This window comes from Lysobacter korlensis (genome assembly GCF_042434515.1).
This window is the reverse complement of sequence record NZ_JBHLTG010000001.1, coordinates 810,318-829,051: the sequence shown is the minus strand read 5'-3', so window position 1 is coordinate 829,051 and position 18,734 is coordinate 810,318. Positions and strand designations below refer to the sequence as shown.

Annotated in this window: 17 protein-coding genes; 1 reads left to right on the top strand and 16 read right to left on the bottom strand. The window is 68.5% G+C overall.

Annotated features, from left to right (window positions below):
- Positions 1-28: 28 nt before the first annotated feature.
- Positions 29-955, bottom strand: coding sequence for a M23 family metallopeptidase (locus tag ACFFGH_RS03720; RefSeq protein WP_386664923.1), 927 nt, complete (start codon positions 953-955; stop codon positions 29-31).
- A 5-nt stretch (positions 956-960) separates the two neighbouring features.
- Between ACFFGH_RS03720 and ACFFGH_RS03715 the strand changes: the two genes are divergently transcribed.
- Positions 961-1,410 (top strand): DciA family protein, encoded by a 450-nt coding sequence (locus tag ACFFGH_RS03715; protein WP_386664922.1) that lies wholly within the window; start codon positions 961-963, stop codon positions 1,408-1,410.
- A 210-nt stretch (positions 1,411-1,620) separates the two neighbouring features.
- Here ACFFGH_RS03715 and lpxC read toward each other — a convergent pair whose 3' ends face one another.
- The 15 genes from lpxC to mraZ form a co-directional block, all read right to left on the bottom strand.
- Positions 1,621-2,529, bottom strand: a complete 909-nt coding sequence (gene lpxC / locus ACFFGH_RS03710) for a UDP-3-O-acyl-N-acetylglucosamine deacetylase (protein ID WP_386664920.1) — start codon at positions 2,527-2,529, stop codon at positions 1,621-1,623.
- Between the two features lie 204 nt (positions 2,530-2,733).
- Positions 2,734-3,954: a cell division protein FtsZ gene (gene ftsZ, locus ACFFGH_RS03705; RefSeq protein ID WP_386664918.1), complete on the bottom strand. Its 1,221-nt coding sequence runs from the start codon at positions 3,952-3,954 to the stop codon at positions 2,734-2,736.
- 262 nt (positions 3,955-4,216) lie between these two features.
- Positions 4,217-5,467 carry a cell division protein FtsA gene (ftsA, locus tag ACFFGH_RS03700; RefSeq protein WP_386664917.1) on the bottom strand — a complete coding sequence of 417 codons (1,251 nt, stop codon included), beginning with the start codon at positions 5,465-5,467 and terminating at the stop codon, positions 4,217-4,219.
- Complete coding sequence (locus ACFFGH_RS03695; protein WP_386664916.1) at positions 5,464-6,234, bottom strand: cell division protein FtsQ/DivIB; 771 nt, start codon at positions 6,232-6,234, stop codon at positions 5,464-5,466. The genes ftsA and ACFFGH_RS03695 overlap by 4 nt, the downstream gene beginning before the upstream one ends.
- The gene (locus tag ACFFGH_RS03690; protein ID WP_386664914.1) at positions 6,231-7,205 is read right to left on the bottom strand and encodes a D-alanine--D-alanine ligase; all 975 of its coding nucleotides are present in this window, start codon (positions 7,203-7,205) and stop codon (positions 6,231-6,233) included. Before ACFFGH_RS03690 ends, ACFFGH_RS03695 begins: the two co-directional genes overlap by 4 nt.
- Complete coding sequence (gene murC / locus ACFFGH_RS03685; protein WP_386664913.1) at positions 7,202-8,659, bottom strand: UDP-N-acetylmuramate--L-alanine ligase; 1,458 nt, start codon at positions 8,657-8,659, stop codon at positions 7,202-7,204. The genes ACFFGH_RS03690 and murC overlap by 4 nt, the downstream gene beginning before the upstream one ends.
- On the bottom strand, positions 8,656-9,780 hold the full coding sequence (gene murG / locus ACFFGH_RS03680) for an undecaprenyldiphospho-muramoylpentapeptide beta-N-acetylglucosaminyltransferase (RefSeq protein WP_386664912.1): 1,125 nt from the start codon (positions 9,778-9,780) through the stop codon (positions 8,656-8,658). Before murG ends, murC begins: the two co-directional genes overlap by 4 nt.
- Complete coding sequence (gene ftsW, locus ACFFGH_RS03675) at positions 9,777-11,117, bottom strand: putative lipid II flippase FtsW (RefSeq protein ID WP_386664911.1); 1,341 nt, start codon at positions 11,115-11,117, stop codon at positions 9,777-9,779. The genes murG and ftsW overlap by 4 nt, the downstream gene beginning before the upstream one ends.
- Entirely contained in the window at positions 11,117-12,214 is a 1,098-nt protein-coding gene (gene mraY, locus ACFFGH_RS03670) for a phospho-N-acetylmuramoyl-pentapeptide-transferase (RefSeq protein ID WP_386664909.1), read from the bottom strand. Before mraY ends, ftsW begins: the two co-directional genes overlap by 1 nt.
- Entirely contained in the window at positions 12,204-13,601 is a 1,398-nt protein-coding gene (locus tag ACFFGH_RS03665) for a UDP-N-acetylmuramoyl-tripeptide--D-alanyl-D-alanine ligase (protein ID WP_386664907.1), read from the bottom strand. The genes mraY and ACFFGH_RS03665 overlap by 11 nt, the downstream gene beginning before the upstream one ends.
- The gene (locus ACFFGH_RS03660; RefSeq protein WP_386664906.1) at positions 13,598-15,070 is read right to left on the bottom strand and encodes a UDP-N-acetylmuramoyl-L-alanyl-D-glutamate--2,6-diaminopimelate ligase; all 1,473 of its coding nucleotides are present in this window, start codon (positions 15,068-15,070) and stop codon (positions 13,598-13,600) included. Before ACFFGH_RS03660 ends, ACFFGH_RS03665 begins: the two co-directional genes overlap by 4 nt.
- A complete protein-coding gene (locus ACFFGH_RS03655; RefSeq protein WP_386664904.1) occupies positions 15,067-16,995 on the bottom strand; it encodes a peptidoglycan D,D-transpeptidase FtsI family protein in 1,929 nt (642 codons plus the stop codon). The genes ACFFGH_RS03660 and ACFFGH_RS03655 overlap by 4 nt, the downstream gene beginning before the upstream one ends.
- Positions 16,992-17,258 carry a cell division protein FtsL gene (gene ftsL / locus ACFFGH_RS03650; protein ID WP_386664902.1) on the bottom strand — a complete coding sequence of 89 codons (267 nt, stop codon included), beginning with the start codon at positions 17,256-17,258 and terminating at the stop codon, positions 16,992-16,994. Before ftsL ends, ACFFGH_RS03655 begins: the two co-directional genes overlap by 4 nt.
- The gene (gene rsmH / locus ACFFGH_RS03645; RefSeq protein WP_386664901.1) at positions 17,255-18,211 is read right to left on the bottom strand and encodes a 16S rRNA (cytosine(1402)-N(4))-methyltransferase RsmH; all 957 of its coding nucleotides are present in this window, start codon (positions 18,209-18,211) and stop codon (positions 17,255-17,257) included. Before rsmH ends, ftsL begins: the two co-directional genes overlap by 4 nt.
- Positions 18,211-18,657 (bottom strand): division/cell wall cluster transcriptional repressor MraZ, encoded by a 447-nt coding sequence (gene mraZ, locus ACFFGH_RS03640; RefSeq protein ID WP_386664900.1) that lies wholly within the window; start codon positions 18,655-18,657, stop codon positions 18,211-18,213. The genes rsmH and mraZ overlap by 1 nt, the downstream gene beginning before the upstream one ends.
- Between the last annotated feature and the right edge of the window lie 77 nt (positions 18,658-18,734).

The window sequence follows — 18,734 nt, the reverse complement described above, 5'->3', positions numbered from 1 at the left end:
GGTCTCCCCGGGCCTGGTTTCGGCGAGCTCAGCCGCGCCGCACCGAAGCGCGCCGCAGGAACTGGTGCGGATTGACCACGCGGCCGTTCTCCCACACTTCAAAATGCACGTGGGCGCCGGTCGAGCGGCCGGTGGAGCCGGCTTTCGCGATCTCCTGGCCTGCCCGCACGAGCTGGCCGACCTGCCGGCTCAGCCGGGAGTTGTGCGCGTAGCGGGTAACGTAGCCGTTGCCGTGGTCGATCTCGACGGTGTTGCCGTAGCCGGGGCGATCGCCCGAGAAGCTGACCACGCCATCGGCGACCGCGAGCACCGGATCGCCGACATCGGCTTCGAAATCGATGCCCTTGTGGAACTGGGTGCCGCCGAGGATCGGGTCGGCGCGGCCGCCGTAGCCGGAGGTGATGTAGCTGTCGGAGATCGGCTCGCGCGACGGCACCGAATTCAGATCGAGCTGGCGATTGAACAGCAGCGACTCGAGCACTGCGAGCTGTTGCCCGGACGCCTGGAACTGCGCCGACAATGCGTCCATGCCCGCTTCGAGCTCGACGCGCGGCATGTCTCGTACGGCCCCGTCGTGACCACCCACGCCGACCGGGCGGGTGAAATCGAACTCGCCGTCCTGCAGCTGTCCGACCCGGGTCAGGCGCTCGCCGAGCGCGTTGAGGCGGTTCGCCTCGGCCTGCAGTTCACCCAGTCGGGCGGCGAGTGCGTTGAGTTCCCGCTGCGCTTCGCGGCGGTCGGCCTGCACCCGGCGCTGCTGCTCTGCAAGCTCGGTTCGCAGGTGAAGGGTGCTGCCGACGCCGATGCCGGCCCCGAGCGCGATGCCGGTAAGAAGCACGAAAATCAGCGTGAGCCCGCGGCGACCTCCGCCAGGTTCGCCGGTGTTACGGAGCAAGCTCGTACACTGGCCGGCCAGCTTGGCCTTCAGGTGGGTCAGGCTGTTTTGATAGGTCATATTCGATGTCCGATTCGCGATCCACCCCGCGCCGGCCTTCGGTTCCGAAGCAGGCGTTCGACGCGCTGCTTGGCGGACCCGCAGGCGACCCGATCCGGCGAGCCCTGTGGCTCGACGGGCTGGACCGTCGGTTTCGTCCCTGCCTCCCGCCATCACTGGCCGCGCATGCGCGACTCGCCAACGTCGACGGTGGGAAGCTCGTGTTTGTCGTCGATGCTCCGGTCTGGCGGGCGAAACTGCGGTTGGCCGCCCCGGAACTGCTCGACGTCGCCCGTTCCTTCGGGCTTGACGTACAACACGTCGTCGTCAAGACGACGGTGGCGCCGGTAGCCGTCGCGGAGCCCGCGACCCGACCGCCAGTGCCGATGTCCGACCACGCCCGGGAGGCGCTGCGGACAGCCTTGGCTTCGCTCGACGTACCACCGGAACCGCGCACGAGGCGGGGTCGACGGTAGCGAGCGGATGGGTCCGGTTGCGAAGCCGGTCACATCTCAAGGCCCCGCGCATCCTAACGGCGGAATCCGCTTCGATTGTTAAGGGTTCAGGTCCCAATCGCTAAGGGATTGGAAGAAAAACGTTAATCCATCGGACACACGCGTGCCCTCGGCAGGCAGGGCCAAGGGTGGCTACGGGCGCGGAAAGCAGGCGCCGCGAGGCGCGGCGGATCAGGCCAGGGCCGGGATCGCGTACATCTGGGGCACGGATTCGCTCGCGCCGAAGCTCACTTCTTCCCAGGCGGAGCGCTCGGCAAGCAGCGCGCGCACGAGCTTGTTGTTCAACGCGTGCCCGGACTTGTAGCCCTCGTATGCGCCGATGATCGGCTTGCCGGCCAGGTAGAGGTCGCCAACCGCATCGAGGATCTTGTGGCGCACGAACTCGTCGGCGTAGCGCAGGCCGTCGTCGTTGAGCACGCGGTAATCGTCGAGCACGATCGCGTTGTCCATCGAGCCGCCAAGCCCGAGGTTGCGCTCGCGCATGTATTCGAGATCACGCATGAAGCCGAACGTCCGTGCACGGCTGACTTCGCGGACGTACGAGGCGGTCGAGAACTCGATCTCGGCACGCGAACGCGACGCCGGTATCGCGGGGTGATCGAACACGACGGTGAAGCCGAGGCGGAAGCCGTCATGCGGGGTGAAGCGTGCGACCTTGTCGCCTTCGCGCACCTCGACTGGGCGGGTGATGCGGATGAAACGCTTGGGCGCGTCCTGCTCGGCAATGCCTGCCGACTGCAGCAGGAATACAAACGGCCCCGCCGAGCCGTCCATGATCGGCACCTCGGCCGCTGACAGTTCGATGTAGCAGTTGTCGATGCCGAGTCCGGCGAGCGCCGAGAGGATGTGCTCGACGGTCTGCACCTTCGCGGCGCCGCAGGTCAGGCCGGTGCAAAGCGTGGTTTCGGTGACCAGGTCGGCATTGGCCGGAATCTCCTGCACCGGGTCGAGATCGACACGACGGAACCGGATGCCGGCATCGATCGGAGCCGGACGCAGCGTGAGGAACACCTTCTCGCCACTGTGCAGGCCGACGCCGGTGGCGCGGATCACGTTTTTGAGGGTGCGTTGACGCAGCATGGCGATCTGCCCGGGTGAGTAACGGCGCTGCAGCCGCTATGGGCCGCCTGCCAAAGCGAGGCAAGCGTAGCACGCAGGTGGCTGAACCTTAACGGAAAATTCCGGGCCGCACTGTTGCGTGAATACGCAAAACGGCCGGCGGGGACGTTGCACCCGCCGGCCCAAGGCGCCCGTTTCCGGGCGCTGGAGGACATGGCTGAACGGTCAGTCGGCCTGCCGGCGTAGGAACGCCGGGATGTCGAGGTAGCTGTCGCTGCCACCGAAGTCGGCCACGGCCGGCGTCGACGCGGGCTCGGACGCGGTGCGCGCCGAACCGCTGCGCAGACCGTGGCTGAAGCTCGGTGCCTGCGGCGCGCTGTACGCATCGGCCGTGCCGCCGATTGGCATGCCGGTCGTGCCATCGCGCACCAGCTGGATCGGCGCACGCTGCGACTCGCGCTCGGGGCGGCCCTGACGCGCGACCGCGCGGTTGAGGCCCGTTGCCACGACGGTGACGCGCACTTCGTCCTGCATGTCCGGATCGAGCACGGTGCCGATCACGACGGTCGCGTCTTCCGATGCGAACTGCTCGACCGTACGACCGACCTCGTCGAACTCGGCCATCGTGAAGTCCGGACCGGCGGTGATGTTGACGAGGATGCCGTTCGCGCCCGACAGGTTGACGTCGTCGAGCAGCGGGTTCTGGATCGCGGCTTCTGCGGCGGCCTGCGCGCGGTCATCGCCACGTGCGGCGCCCGTGCCCATCATCGCCAGGCCCATCTCGCTCATCACGGTGCGCACGTCGGCGAAGTCGACGTTGATCAGGCCCGGACGCACGATGAGGTCAGCGATGCCCTGCACGGCGCCGAGCAGCACGTCGTTCGCGGCGCGGAACGCCTGGATCATCGTCGCGTTGCGGCCGAGCACGGTGATGAGCTTTTCGTTCGGGATCGTAATCAGCGAGTCGCAGTGGTGCGACAGCTCCTCGATGCCCTTGAGCGCGACCTGCATGCGGCGGCGGCCTTCGAACGGGAACGGCTTGGTGACCACGGCCACCGTGAGGATGCCCATTTCCTTTGCGAGCTGCGCGACGACCGGTGCCGCGCCGGTGCCGGTGCCGCCGCCCATGCCGGCGGTGATGAACACCATGTCCGCGCCCTGCAGTGCATCCATGATGCGCTCGCGGTCCTCGAGCGCGGCTTGGCGGCCGACTTCCGGGTTCGCGCCGGCGCCGAGGCCCTTCGTGACGTTGCTGCCGAGCTGCAGCTGCAGTTTCGCGCCGCAGTTCTTGATCGCCTGCGAGTCGGTGTTCGCGGTGATGAATTCCACCCCGTCCACGCTGCCGTTGACCATGTGGGCGACCGCGTTGCCACCGCCGCCGCCGACGCCGATGACCTTGATCACCGCGTTGGGAGCCATCTTTTCTACGAGTTCGAAATGCGCCATGTCCGTGTCCTCTTGGGTGCCGGGATTCGGAAGCGGGGTCTAGCCGGAAACCTGCCTTCCGACCGATGCCGCGTTCCGCCGCCGGCTTTATTGGTTATGAGTTGCTGTTTTTGATGACCGTTACCGCTGTTACTGCCTGCCCTGCAAAATTTTCCGCCCCCGCCCCATCACCTGCGTTGTTGCTTGTTCGCTTGTTCGCTTGTTCGCTTGTTCGCTTGTTCGCTTGTTCGCTTGTTCCTGATTCCGCTGCCGCGGCTGATGCTCAGAACTCGCCGCGGTACCAGTTCTTCAACCGGCCGAGCAGCGTGCCCGCGCGACCGGCCGACAGGGTCGGCCTCCGCGGGTGTTCGATCTGGCTGCCCATCAGCAGCAGGCCGACGCCGGTGGCATGCACCGGGTTGCCGACCACTTCGCCGAGGCCGGTGACGTGCTGCGGGATGCCGACACGCACCGGCATCTGCAGCATTTCCTCGGCAAGCTCGACGACGCCTTCCATCTTCGAAGCACCGCCGGTGAGCACCATGCCGGCGCGCACGTGCTGCTCGAAGCCCGAGCGGCGCAGTTCGGCCTGCACCATCTCGAAGATTTCCTCGTAACGCGCCTGCACCGCCTGCGCGAGTGACGCGCGCGGCATCCGGCGCGGGGGCCGGTCGCCGACGCTCGGCACCTGGATCGACTCTTCCGCCGTCGCCATCTGCGCCAGCGCGCAGGCGTAGCGGACCTTGATCTGCTCGGCTTCCGGTGTCGGCGTGCGCAGCATGTGCGCGATGTCCTCGGTGACCTTGTCGCCGGCGATCGGCAGGCTCGCGGTATGCGCGATCGCGCCCTGCACGAACACCGCGATGTCGGTCGTGCCCGCGCCGATGTCGACGAGCACGACGCCGAGTTCGCGCTCGTCGGCGGTGAGCACGGCCTGGCTCGAGGCGAGCACGCCCAGCACGAGATTGTCGACGTGCAGGCCGCACTTCTGCACGCACTTGGTGATGTTCGCGGCAGCCGACTGCGCGCCGATCACCAGGTGCGCATGCACTTCCAGGCGCACGCCGGTCATGCCGATCGGATTGCGGATGCCTTCCTGCGAATCGTCGAGCACGTAGTCGCGCGGGATTGCGTGCAGGATCTTCTGGTCAGCCGGAATCGCGACCGCCTTGGCGGCATCGAGCACACGGTCGAGGTCGGCGAACGTGACCTCGCCTTCGCGGATCGGTGCGATGCCCTGCGAGTTGCGGCACTGGATGTGGTTGCCCGAGATCGATGCATAGACCGAGCGGATCTCGCAACCGGCCATGAGCTCGGCTTCCTCGATCGCACGCTGGATCGACTGCACGGTCGATTCGATATCGACCACGACGCCGCGGCGCAGGCCGCGCGACTCGTGCGAACCGATGCCGATCACCTCGATCGGGGTGCCCGCGCGGCTGTTGTCGGGCGAATACTCGCCGACCAGCGCCACCACCTTGGAGGTGCCGATATCGAGTCCGACGATCAGCGACTTGTCGCCCTTGCGGTTCATGTCTGTCCTTGAGAGCGGGGAACCGCCGCGGCCGGCGACGGGGTTGGATTCAGGGGTCGCTCGGCGGCGGGCACCGGCTGCCACGACAGCGCGAAACCGTTCGTGTAGCGCAGGTCCGCGCGCACGAGCCGCTGGGTGGGTTGCGCAACGAGTTGCGGCATCAGCCGTACGAACCGGGCCATACGCGCGCGCGCCTCGTTGCGGCCGACGACCACCTCGGTGCCGTTGTCGAGCGCGAGCGTCCAGCTGCCGCGCGCGTCCAGCTCGACAACGCGCACCGGCATGCCGGTCGGCGCGAACAATGCGGTGGCATCGTTGTACAGCGCGACGACGTCGCTGATGCGCGTGGTGGGACCGCTGAAATGCGGCAGCCCCGGTGGCAGGTCGACTCCTTTGGCTGCAAACAGGCGCCCCTGCTCGGACAACACGCGATCACGCCCCCAACGCGCGAATGGACGGTGTTCGGTTACGCGGACTTCGAGCACGTCCGGCCAGCGCTTGCGCACTTCGGCATGCTCGACCCACGGCAGCTTCGCAACCGCAACCTGCGCGGCGTCGAGGTCCACCGCGAAGAAGCCACTGCGTGCATACGGAAGCAGCGTGCGACGCAGCAATGCGGTGTCGACACGCTCGAACTCGCCGGTGGCGCGCAGCTTCGTCAGCGGCCAGCGCCCGGCGCCGATCCAGCCGTTGAGCACGGCAACGACCGGCAGCGCGACGAGCGCGACCGCAAGCAGCCAACCCAACAGGCGCAGGACCGCAATCACCCGCGATCAGCCCCGAGGCTGGATTCGAGCACGCGCCAGCACAATTCCTCGAACTCGACGCCGACTTCGCGCGCCGCCTTCGGCACCAGGGAATGGCTGGTCATGCCCGGCGCGGTGTTGACCTCGAGCAGGTAGAACCTGCCGCTTTCGCGATCACGCATGACATCGACGCGGCCCCAGCCGCGACAGCCGGCCGCGACGAACGCAGCCAGCGCGATGCGGCGGATTTCGATTTCGTCGGCGCCATCGAGGCCCGGGCAGAGATACTGCGTGTCCTCGGCGATGTACTTGGCGTTGTAGTCGTACCACTCGCCCTTGGGCACGATGCGGATCGACGGCAGCGCGCGATGCGCGTCGCCGTCGGCGAGCACCGCGACCGTGAGCTCGTCACCGACGACGAGCTGCTCCATCAGCAGCTCGCCGGGATAGCGCGCGGCGAGTTCGACCGCGGTATCGAGCCCGGCATCGTCGTGCACGCGCGACACACCCACGCTCGAGCCTTCACAGGAGGGCTTGACGATCACCGGCAGGCCCAGCTCGCGCGCCGCCGCGTGCACATCCGCGCCCTTGCCCAGGCGCACGTAGCGCGGCGTCGGCAGGCCCAAACTCAGCCAGACCTGCTTGGTGCGGATCTTGTCCATGCTCAGCGCCGAGCCGAGCACGTCCGAACCGGTGTAAGGCACCTGCAGCGCCTCGCAGAGACCCTGCAGCACCCCATCCTCGCCACCGCCCTTGTTGCCGTGGAGGATGTTGAAGACGCGGTCGACCTTGCCGCCACGGATCGCCTCGAGCAGCGCGGGAATGCCGTCGACCGCGAATGCATCGACGCCACGCGCGCGCAGCGCCTCGAGCACGTTGCGGCCCGAATCGAGCGAGACCTCGCGTTCGGAACTGGTGCCGCCCATCAGCACGGCAACGCGGCCGAATACGGCCGGATCGCTGACGCGCGGGGACTGGAACTGAAGCGTCACTTGGTTTCTCCCGTGAATCCGTGGACCGCGATCTGCTGCGCCGCATGACCGATGTCGCCGGCGCCCATCACGAGCAGCAGGTCGCCGTCGTGCAGTACGTCGGGCAGCACGGCGCGCAGGTCGCCCGCGCCGCCGACCACGACCGGATCGATGCGGCCGCGGGCACGGATCGCGCGTGCGAGCGACTTCGCATCGGCGCCGGCAATCGGTGCTTCACCGGCCGGGTAGACCTCGGTCAGCACGAGTGCATCGACCGACGACAGCACCGCGGCGAAATCATCGAACAGGTCGCGCGTACGGCTGTAGCGGTGCGGCTGGAATGCCGCGACCAGGCGTTTGTCAGGCCAGCCGCCACGCGCAGCGGCGAACACCGCCTCGAGCTCCTTCGGGTGGTGGCCGTAGTCGTCGACAACCGTCGCGCTGCCACCGTCACGCAGCGGCACCTGCGCGAGCAGGTTGAAGCGACGGCCGATGCCCGCGAAGTTCTCCAGCGCGTGCGCGATCTTCGCGGGCTCGACGCCGAGCTCCCAGCCGACCGCGGCCGCGGCGAGCGCGTTCTGCACGTTATGGCGGCCAGGCAGCGCGAGTGTCACCGGGCAGCGCGTGCCGTCGGGCAGACGCAGCGTGAAATGCATGCGCGCGCCCTGCTGGCTCACGTCTTCAGCGCGCACGTCGGCCTGCTCGGAGAATCCGTAGGTCATCACGTGGCGTGAGGCATTCGCGGCAAGCGCGGCAACCTCGGCATCGTCGATGCACAGCACCGCGAGGCCATAGAACGGCAGCCTGTGCAGGAACTCGTCAAACGCGGCCCGCACCTTCGCGAAATCGCCGCCGTAGTTTTCCAGATGGTCGGCGTCGATGTTGGTGACCACTGCCACCTGCGGATTCAGGCGCAGGAAGCTGCCGTCGCTCTCGTCGGCCTCGGCCACCAGCCATTGACCGGTGCCGAGCCGCGCGTTCGCACCGGCCGCGAGCAGCTGGCCACCGATCACGAACGTCGGGTCGAGTCCACCTTCACCGAGCACGCTCGCAGTCAGCGAGGTCGTCGTGGTCTTGCCATGCGTGCCCGCAATGGCGATGCCGCGCTTGAAGCGCATCAGCTCGGCAAGCATTTCCGCGCGCGGCACGACCGGAATGCGCTCCGCACGGGCCTCGATCAGCTCGGGGTTGTCGCGCTTGATCGCGCTCGACACGACGACGCAGTCGGCGCCCCGCACGTTCTCGCTGGAATGGCCGCGGCGAACGTCGATGCCGAGCGAGGCAAGCCGGCGCGTGACCGCGTTGTCGGCCATGTCCGAGCCCGAGACGCGATAGCCGAGCGTGCACATCACCTCGGCGATACCGCTCATGCCGGTGCCGCCGACGCCGACGAAGTGAACACGCGTGCCGTTGACCGCGGCCGGTGTGGCGAGGCGACTGGCTTCGCGCAGGCGTTCACGCAGGACAGTGTTCATGCCGCGGGCTCCGTGCGGGCCGCTGCGGCGCCCGTGTATTCGAGGACGATGCCCGCGACGTGGCGGGCGGCGTCAGGTTTGGCGATCGCCCGCGCGGCCTGCGCGAGCGTCAGCAGTTCGGCGCGGCCGGACAGCCGGCGCAGCGTGTCGACGACGCGCGGCGCGAGATCATCCGTCTGCGGAAGCAGTACGGCGGCGCCGCGTTCGACGAGGTAGTTCGCGTTCTTGGTCTGGTGGTCATCGACCGCCGCCGGGAACGGCACCAGCACGCTACCCACGCCTGCAGCGCAGACTTCGGCCAGCGTCAGCGCGCCGGCGCGGCAGATCACCAGATCCGCCCATGCGTAGGCCGCGGCCATGTCGCCGATGAAGGGCTCGACCGATGCGTCGACACCAGCGTCGGCATACGCGCGGCGTGCGTCTTCCAGCATCTTCTCACCGCACTGATGGCGGACTTCGAACGTGGCAGTGTCACGTAGCGCCGCAATCGCAGCCGGCACCGCGGCATTGAGCGCGCGCGCGCCTTGGCTGCCACCGAGCACGAGGATGCGCAGCGGGCCCTGCCTGCCGGCGAAGCGCGACTCCGGCGGCGCGATCGCGGCGATCTCGGTGCGGACGGGATTGCCGACGACTTCTTCCTGTACGCCCGTCGCGATCCGCGCGAACGTATCGGGGAAACCGGTCAGCACCCGCACGGCCGTGCGCGCGAGCACGCGGTTGGTCATGCCGGGCGCGCGGTTCTGCTCATGGACGATCAGCGGCACGCCTGCCAGGCGGGCGGCGATGCCGCCCGGTCCGGCCGCGAAGCCACCGAAGCTCACAACCGCCGACGGGCGTACGGCCTGCAGCACCTGACGTGCGACCGCGACAGCGCGCATCACCTTGAGCGGCGCCGCAAGCAGCGTGGTAAAGCCTTTGCCGCGCACGCCGCGTACCGGAATCGTGTCGATCTCGATCCCGTGCTGCGGCACCAGTCGCGTTTCCATGCCGCCGTCGGCGCCGAGCCAGCGCACCGGCGCGCCGCGCTCGCGCAGCGCATGCGCGACCGCAAGGCCCGGGAAGATGTGGCCACCGGTGCCACCGGCGAGGATCAGCACGGGACGCATCGGGCTGGGGCTCATGCGGTCCTCCCGAACGTCGGCTCGACGCGCTCGCGCAGGCGGCTGGTGCCGCGGGCGGCGGCCGGCACCAGCGGGGTCACGCTCGCGGCCGGGCGTGCAGGCGCCAGCGATGGCTTTGTTTTCGTTGCGCCGTTGGATGCCGGCGGCGCGGCCTGCGCCGGCTCGACTGCACCGCGGGCACGGGCGACCTGCCGGCGCGCACGGTCGAGCTCGTACGAGACGCGCAGCAGCAGGCCGAGGGCCATGCAGGTCATCAGCACGCTCGACCCGCCCGAGGAGATCAGCGGCAGCGTCAGGCCCTTGGTCGGCAGCAAACCAAGGTTCACGCCGATCGACACGAAGCTCTGCAGGCCGATCCACAGCGCGATACCGAACGCGCAATAGCCCGCGAAATGACGGCGCATCTCCACGCACTGCAGGCCGATCCAGAACGCGCGGCCGACGAGGCCGGCGAACAATGCGACGACGAGGCAGACACCGGCGAAACCGAGCTCCTCGGCGATCACGGCCATGATGAAATCGGTGTGCGCTTCGGGCAGGTAGGACAGCTTCTGCACCGAGCTGCCGAGGCCAACGCCGAACCACTCGCCGCGACCGACCGCCATCAACGCGTTCGACAGCTGGTAGCCCTCGCCGAACGGATCCTTGAACGGATCGAGGAACGAGGTGATGCGCCGCATGCGGTACGGTTCGGTAATGACCACGGCAGCAAGCGCGGGCAGCAGCACCAGCACCGGGCCGAACATGCGCGGCATGTTGACGCCGCCGAGCACGAGCATGCCCGCGGTGATCGCGAGCAGCAGGGAGGAGGAACCGAAATCCGGCTGCATCATCAGCGTCACGACCAGCGCGACCGCGACGCCGAGCGGCTTGAGCATCGCGCCCCAGGTCGCCGTGACCTCCTCGCTGTAACGCTTGAGGTAGCTCGCGAGCCAGACGATGTAGAGCAGCTTGACCGCCTCGACCGCCTGGAAGTTCGACACGCCGAGGTTGATCCAGCGGCGCGCGCCGTTGACGCTTTTGCCCAGGCCGGGGATGAACACCACCAGCAGCAGCACGAAGCATGCGAGCAGCAGCCACTGGCTGTGCTGCTCGATCGTCTTCAGTGGCGTGCCCATCATCCACACGCCGAGGCCGATGCCGACGATGAGGAACACGACGTGGCGGCTGAGGTAGTAGAACTCGCCGACGCCCTGGTTTTCGCCGACCGAGATGCCGGCCGAGCCGACCATGATCACGCCCAGGCACGCGAGCGCGCCGGCGAGCGCGATCAGCCAGCCGTCGAAACGGCCGCGGATCGCGTCGAGGCGGGTAGCCTGGCGGGCGGAGAGTTCCATCAGCGCACCTTCAACGTCGCGAGACCGACGAGCACGAGCACGACCGAGATGATCCAGAAGCGCACGATCACGCGCGGCTCGGGCCAGCCCTTGAGCTCGAAATGGTGGTGGATCGGCGCCATGCGGAACACACGCTTGCCGGTGAGCTTGAAGCTTGCGACCTGGATCATCACCGAGAGCGTTTCGACGACGAAGATGCCGCCCATGATCACCAGCACCAGCTCCTGCCGCACGATCACCGCGATCGTGCCGAGCACGGCGCCGAGCGCGAGCGCGCCGATGTCGCCCATGAACACCATCGCGGGATAGGTGTTGAACCACAGAAAGCCGAGGCCTGCGCCCGCGATCGCCGCGCAGATGATCACCAGCTCACCCGCGCCCGGCACCTGCGGAATCTGCAGGTAGGTCGAGAACACCGCGTGACCCGATGCGTACGCGAATACGCCGAGTGCGCACGCGACCAGGACGGTCGGCATGATCGCCAGGCCGTCCAGCCCGTCGGTGAGGTTGACCGCGTTCGAGAACCCGACGATCCACAGGTATGCGATCGCAAGGAAGAAGATCACGCCACCCACGCCAACCAGCGGCAGCGCGACGTTCTTGAAGAACGGGATGTAGAGCGTGGTCGCCGATTGCACGTCGGCCGTCAGATACAGGAAAAGACCGGCGCCGAGGCCGATCACCGACTGCAATAGGTATTTGGTTCGCGAACGCATGCCGTTCGGATCGCGTTTGACGATCTTGATCCAGTCGTCCCACCAGCCGATCGCCCCGCAGCCGAGCATCACCGCCAGCACCAGCCACACGTATTTGTTGCGCAGATCGCCCCACAGCAGCACCGATGCGACGATCGTCAGCAGGATCAGCGCGCCGCCCATGGTCGGCGTGCCGGCCTTCGAGAAGTGCGACTGCGGACCGTCGGTGCGGATCGGCTGGCCGCCCTTGAGCTGGCCGAGTCGGCGGATTACGGCCGGGCCCCACCACAACGACAACGCGAGCGCGGTCAGCGCGCTGAGGATGCCGCGGAACGTGAGGTAGCCGAACAGCCCGAACAGGCTCTGCAGCTGTTCGAGCCAGCGGAAAAGCTCAAGAAGCATTGGTACGTCCTTCGACGGCGCTGCTGGCATCCCCGGCCAGCAGCGCGGTCACGATGCGATCCATCGCGCTTCCGCGCGATCCTTTCACGAGCACGCGCGTCCCTTCGCGCAGCTCGGCGCCCAGCGCGCGCGCAAGCGCATCGTGGCTTTCAAAATGCAGCGCACCGGCGCCAAAGGCTTCGGTGGCGGCCGCACTCAGCGGGCCGAGCGTGTAGAGCCGACCGATGCCGGCGGCCTTGGCGCGTGCGCCGGCGTCGGCATGCAGCGCCTGGGCGTCGGCGCCGAGCTCGCGCATGTCGCCGAGTACCAGCCAGCGCTCGCCACCGGCGGCCGCCAACGTGTCGATCGCCGCGGCCAGCGAGCCGGGGTTCGCGTTGTAACTGTCGTCGATCAGCACCGCGCCGTTCGACAGCCGGTGCGTGATGAGGCGTCCGGCCACCGGCTGCGCGGCGTTGAGCCCCTGCGCCACCGCGTTGAGCGAAACGCCGAGGCCGAGTGCGAGCGAAGCGGCCGCGAGCGCATTGAGCACGTTGTGTCGTCCCGGCAGTGCCAGGGCCACGTCGGCCTCGCCCTGCGGCGTGGCCAGCGTGAACTGCGAGCCGTCGACGGTCGGCTGGATCGCGCGCGCGGTGACGTCCGCATCCGATTCCAGGCCGAACCGCAGCTGCCGGCGACCGCGGGCGCGGGCGGTGAAATATGGAGCGAACGCATCGTCCGCGTTGATGACCGCGACGCCGGTGTCTTCGGCGAGGTCGTCGTAGATCGCGCCCTTGGTCTCGGCCACGCCGAGCAGGCTGCCCATGCGCTCGAGGTGGGCCGCGGCCACGTTGTTGACGATCGCCGCGTCCGGGCGCGCGATCGCGGTCAGGTAGGCGATGTCGCCGGGCTTACCGGCGCCCATCTCGTACACCGCGTACTCGGCGTCCTCGGGCGCATCGAGCACCGCGAGCGGCAGGCCGATCTCGTTGTTGCGGTTGCCGGGGTTCGCGTACGCGCGCCCGGCGCATTGCAGGATCGACAGCACGAGCGTCTTGACGCTGGTCTTGCCGTTGCTGCCGGTGATCGCGACCACGCGGGTGGCCCGCTTGCGCTGCACGGACGCGGCCAACTCGGCGAGCGCGCGCTCGGTATCGGCGACCACGACCTGCGCGATCGGCACGTCGACTTCGCGCGACACCAGCGCTGCGCCGACACCGGCAGCGGCCGCGGCCGCGACATGATCGTGCCCGTCGAAACGCTCGCCCTTGAGCGCGACGAACAGCGCGCCGCCCGCGGTGTCGGGCGACAGCGTACGCGTGTCGGTCACGACTGCATCGACGCTGCGGTCCGGCCCGACCAGGCGGCCGGTGGTGGCGGCGGCGATTTCGGACAGAGGCATCGACTTCACGGCTTGGTCTCCAGCGCTGCCTGGGCAATGCGGGTGTCGTCGAACGGGTGCTGCACGCCGTCGACCTCCTGGTAGGGCTCGTGTCCCTTGCCGGCAATCAGCACGACGTCGTTGGGGCCGGCATGCGCGATCGCGGTCGCGATCGCTACGCCGCGGTCGCGCTCGACGGTGACGGCGGCACGTTCCCGGAAGCCTTCCAGGATGTCGGCAACGATCGCATCGCCCGATTCGCAGCGCGGGTTGTCGTCGGTGACGATCACGCGCTCGGCCAACCGCTCGGCGATCGCAGCCATCTGCGGCCGCTTGCCGCGGTCGCGTTCGCCACCGCAGCCGAACACGCACACCAGTTCACCACGCACATGCGCACGCAGCGACGACAGCGCCTGTTCAAGCGCGTCGGGCGTGTGTGCGTAATCGACGACGACGAGCGGCTGGGCACCTTCGCCCCCTAGGCGGTTCATGCGGCCATGGATCGGCTGCAGCTGCGACAGCGTCTGCGCAATGCGTTCGAGCGGCTGGTCGAGCGCAAGCAGCGCGCCGGCGACGGCGAGCAGGTTATCGACATTGAACCGGCCAAGCAGGCGCGACTGCACCGCGTGCCGCGATGCGTCGGTCACAAGGTCGAACGCGATTCCGGAAGCATCGAGGCGCAGGTTTTCCGCGCGCAGCGCCGCGCCGTCGGCACCGCGCGAACTCAGGCCGATGCCGTGCACCGAGGCCGGCAGCGAGGCATGCAGCTCGCGCCCGAATGCATCGTCGAGGTTGATCGCGGCCGCACGCAGCCCCGGCCACGCGAACAGGCGCGCCTTCGCGGCACCGTAGGCAGCCATGTCGCCGTGGTAATCGAGGTGGTCGCGCGTGAGGTTGGTGAACACTGCAACGTCGAAGTGCACACCATCGACGCGACCCTGGTCGAGCGCGTGCGAACTGACTTCCATCGCCACTGCCTGTGCACCGGCGTCGTGCAGCTCGGCCAGCAGCGCGTGCAGGCGCAGCACGAGCGGCGTCGTGAAACCGGTCGGCGTCGTCTGGCCGTAGAGCCCCGCGCCGAGCGTGCCGACCGTGCCGGCGCAGGTGTCCTGCAGGCTCCAGGCCTGCGCGAGCAGCTGCACCGTCGAGGTCTTGCCGTTCGTGCCGGTGACGCCGACGACGGTCATCGCCTCGGTCACCCGACCGTGGAACAGGTCCGCGATCTCGCCCAGGCGTGCGCGCAGGTTCGGCACCGGCACCGCGTCGGCGGGCGCCGGCAGGTCCGCCGGTGCGGGCGGCTCGAACAGCACCGCGGCGGCGCCTGCGTCGCGTGCCTGCTGGGCGAACGCAAGACCGTGCCGACCGAAGCCTTCGATCGCGACGAATGCGTCGCCTGCGCGCAGCTCACGGCTGTCCTGCACCAGGCCGCTGATCGACAGATCGGCGGCGATGCCTTCGAGATCGGGCAGCAGTTCGCTCAGGCGCATTGCCGGGCTCACGGTGCGGCCTCCGGCACGGGCGCCGGCAACGCCGGCAACACTGCGGTTGCGGTCGTCACGCGCGCGGTCGCCGTCACCGGCAGCACCGGTGCGCCCGCGACGGGCTTGCCGCCGTTCGCCTTGAGCCGCTTCGCTTCAGCCTCGGCCTGCGCGGCCAGCCAGGTATCGATGTCGTCCGGGGCGACGTCCATCAACCGCAGCGCGCCTTCCATGACGTTCTTGAACACGGGCGCCGACACGAGGCCGCCGAAGTAGCCCTTTGCAGGATCGGGGTCATTCACGACGACCACCATCGAAAAGCGCGGGTTCGCGACCGGCACGACACCGGCGAAGAACGACACGTAGCGCCGTGAATAGCCGCCGCTTGCATTGAACTTGCGTGCGGTGCCGGTCTTGCCGGCAACGTGGTAGCCGAGGATCGCGCCCTGCGTGGCCGTGCCGCCCGTCTGGGTGACGGTGCGCATCATCGCCATCACATGCGCAGCGATTGCCGGATCGAGCACCTGGCGCTCTTCGCTGCGCTCGCCTTTGACGAACGTGGGCGTCAGCAGGCGGCCGCCGTTCGCAAGTGCGGCATAGGCCATCGCAATCTGCAGCGGCGTCGCCGACAGGCCGTAGCCGTACGACATGCCCTGCTTGGTCGTACCCCACCACTTCTCCGGCGGCGCGAGCACGCCCGAGGACTCGCCGGGAAATCCGCTGCCGGGCTTGCGGCCGTAGCCGAAGCGGGCGAGGAAATCGAAGAAGAAGCGGTCCTCGAGCTTGTGCACGATCATCGCCGAGGCGACGTTCGAGCTCTTCTGGATCACGCCCGTGGTGTCGAGCACGCCGTAATTGTGGTGGTCGGTGGTGCGGTAGCGGCCGTTCGCGATCCAGCCCGGATTCGTGTTGAACAGCGTCGTCGGCGTGATCACGCCGGCCTCGAGCCCGGCCGCGACCGTGAGCGGCTTCATCGTCGAGCCTGGCTCGATCACGTCGGTCACGGCCCGGTTGCGGCGGTGGTCGACCGGCGTCGAGGCGACCGCGTTCGGGTTGTAGGTCGGCAGGTTCGCCATTGCGAGCACTTCGCCGGTCTCGACGTCGAGCACGACCGCCGAGCCCGCGTTCGCGCCGGTGCGCTGCAGCGCGTTGCGCAGTTCGCGATGGGCGAGGAACTGGATGCGCCGGTCGATCGTGAGCGTGAGGTCGCCGCCGGGCTGCGCCGCGCTGACCAGATCGACGCTTTCGACGATGCGGCCGGCGCCGTCGCGGATCACGCGCTTGCTGCCTGGCTTGCCGCGCAGCCAGTCGTCGAACGCCAACTCGAGCCCTTCCTGACCGCGGTCGTCGATATTCGTAAAGCCCAGCACGTGCGCGAGTGCCTCGCCCTGGGGATAGAAGCGACGGTATTCGCGCTGGCTGAAAACGCCCGGAATCTTGTGGGCGAGGATCGCCTGCGCTTCGTCCGGGTTGATCCGACGCTTGAGGTAGAAGAACTCCTTGTCGGCCCGCTGGCTGAGCTTGCGGGCGAGTTCGTCGGCCGGCGTGCCGAGTGCTTGCGCAAGCTCGGGCAGCCGCTGCGGATGCTTGAGCAGTTCCTGCGGGTTGCCCCAGACCGACTCGACCGGCGTCGACACCGCGAGCGGCTCGCCGTTGCGGTCGGTGATCATGCCGCGCGAGGTCGGGATCGGGATGTCGCGCAGCGCGCGTGCGTCGCCCTGCTCGCGGTAGAACTCGTTGCTGATCACCTGCAGGTCGAGCGCGCGACCGATCAACGCGACCGAGCACAGCCCGAGCGTGCCGACGACCAGCGCCAACCGCTTGCGCAGGTTGAACTGTGCGCGACCGCGCACCCGTGCGGGCTCGCCGCCGTTGAACAGCGACTTGATCGACGGGCGCCCTTCCGTGGGGCGGCCGCGAGGGCGGTCCGGGCCGCGGCTGCTCATGGGCGGATCACCACGGTTTCGGCGCCTTCAGGAAATTTCATGCCAAGACGGTCGCGCGCGACCTGGTCGATGCGGTTGCTCTCGGCCCACGTGGCTTGTTCGAGCTGCAACCGGCCGAACTCGATGTTGAGCTCGTCACGCGCCTTCTCGAGCCGGCTCAGATGCACGAACAACTGGCGATGCTGGTGGCGCGCGTAGACGACCGCGAGCGCGCTGACGACGTTCGCGACCACGAGCACGGCGAGCACGATGCGCAGCGTCATGCGGCCTCCTGCACCGGCAGCTTTTCAGCCACACGGAGCACGGCGCTGCGTGCGCGCGGGTTCACCGCAAGCTCGGCCTCATCGGCCTTTTCCGCGCCGCCCAGCGTGCGCAGCGTCGGCGTGAACGACTGCTCCACCGGCATGCGGCGGTCGCCGGGCGGCGCCTTCGAATGCTGTGCGAAGAACTGCTTGACGATGCGGTCTTCGAGCGAATGGAAGCTGATCACCGCAAGGCGCCCGCCTGCGTTGAGGCGCGCGTATGCCGCCTCGAGCCCGGCTTCGAGGTCGGCCAGTTCGCGATTGATGAAGATGCGGATGGCCTGGAAGCTGCGCGTGGCGGGATGGATTTTTTCCTTGCCGCGCGGCATCACCGAAGCGATCAAGTCGGCGAGCTGGGCGGTGCGCACGAGCGGCTGCTCGTCGCGACGCGCGACGATGGCGCGCGCGATCTTGCGGCTCATGCGTTCCTCGCCGTAGCGCCAGAGCACATCGGCGATCTCGCGATCATCGGCGCGCGCGAGCCACTGGGCCGCGCTTTCACCGCTGTCCGGATCCATGCGCATGTCAAGCGGGCCGTCCTTGCCGAAGCTGAAACCGCGCGCGGCCACGTCGAGCTGCGGCGACGACACACCAAGGTCGAGCAGCACGCCGTCGAGCCCACCCTGGGTGGCGTCCCAGTGCGCGAGTTGCGCGAAGCTGCCACGGAAGATCGACACGCGCGGATCGGCCGCGAACTCGCGCTCGGCGACCGCGATCGCTTCGGGATCCTTGTCCATCAGCAGCAGCCGGCCCCCGGGCCCGAGTTGACCAAGCACGCCGCGCGCGTGACCGCCGCGCCCGAACGTGCCATCCAGATACGTGCCATCCCCCTGCACGCGCAGTGCATCGAGCACCTGCGCGTACATCACCGGAAGGTGGCCGGGTGCCGCATCGGCCCCGTGGCCACCCGCCATCACAGCTGCAGGTCGAGCAGCTCCTCGGTCAGATCGGCGTCAGAGATGGTCTGACGGATCTGCGCGTGGTGCGCCTGCTCGCTCCAGAGTTCGAATTTGTCGCCCATGCCCAGCAGCACTGCCTTTTTTTCGATGCCGACCGCGGAGCGGTGGCTGGCGGGAATGCTGATACGGCCGTTGCCGTCGAGCTCGACCTGGGCGGCGGCGCCGACCAGCTTGAGTTGCATGCTGCGGTTGACGGCCTTGGCCTTGGGCAGTGCATTGACCTGGTCGCGCACGCGCTCCCAGACCTGCTGCGGGTAGATGTAGAGGCTGCCGGACTCGAACGGGTTGTAGGCGATGACCAGGCGATTGCCACATTCACGCGCGACGAGGTCACGGTAGGCGGTGGGCACCGCCAGCCGGCCCTTGTCGTCGATCGTGATGGCGGTTTCGCCCTGGAACATGGAGCACCTTTGGTAGTCCGCCTCTACGGACGGTTCACCCTGCCGAAGCCCGCCGGGTAGGATGAGCTTCAGCCACC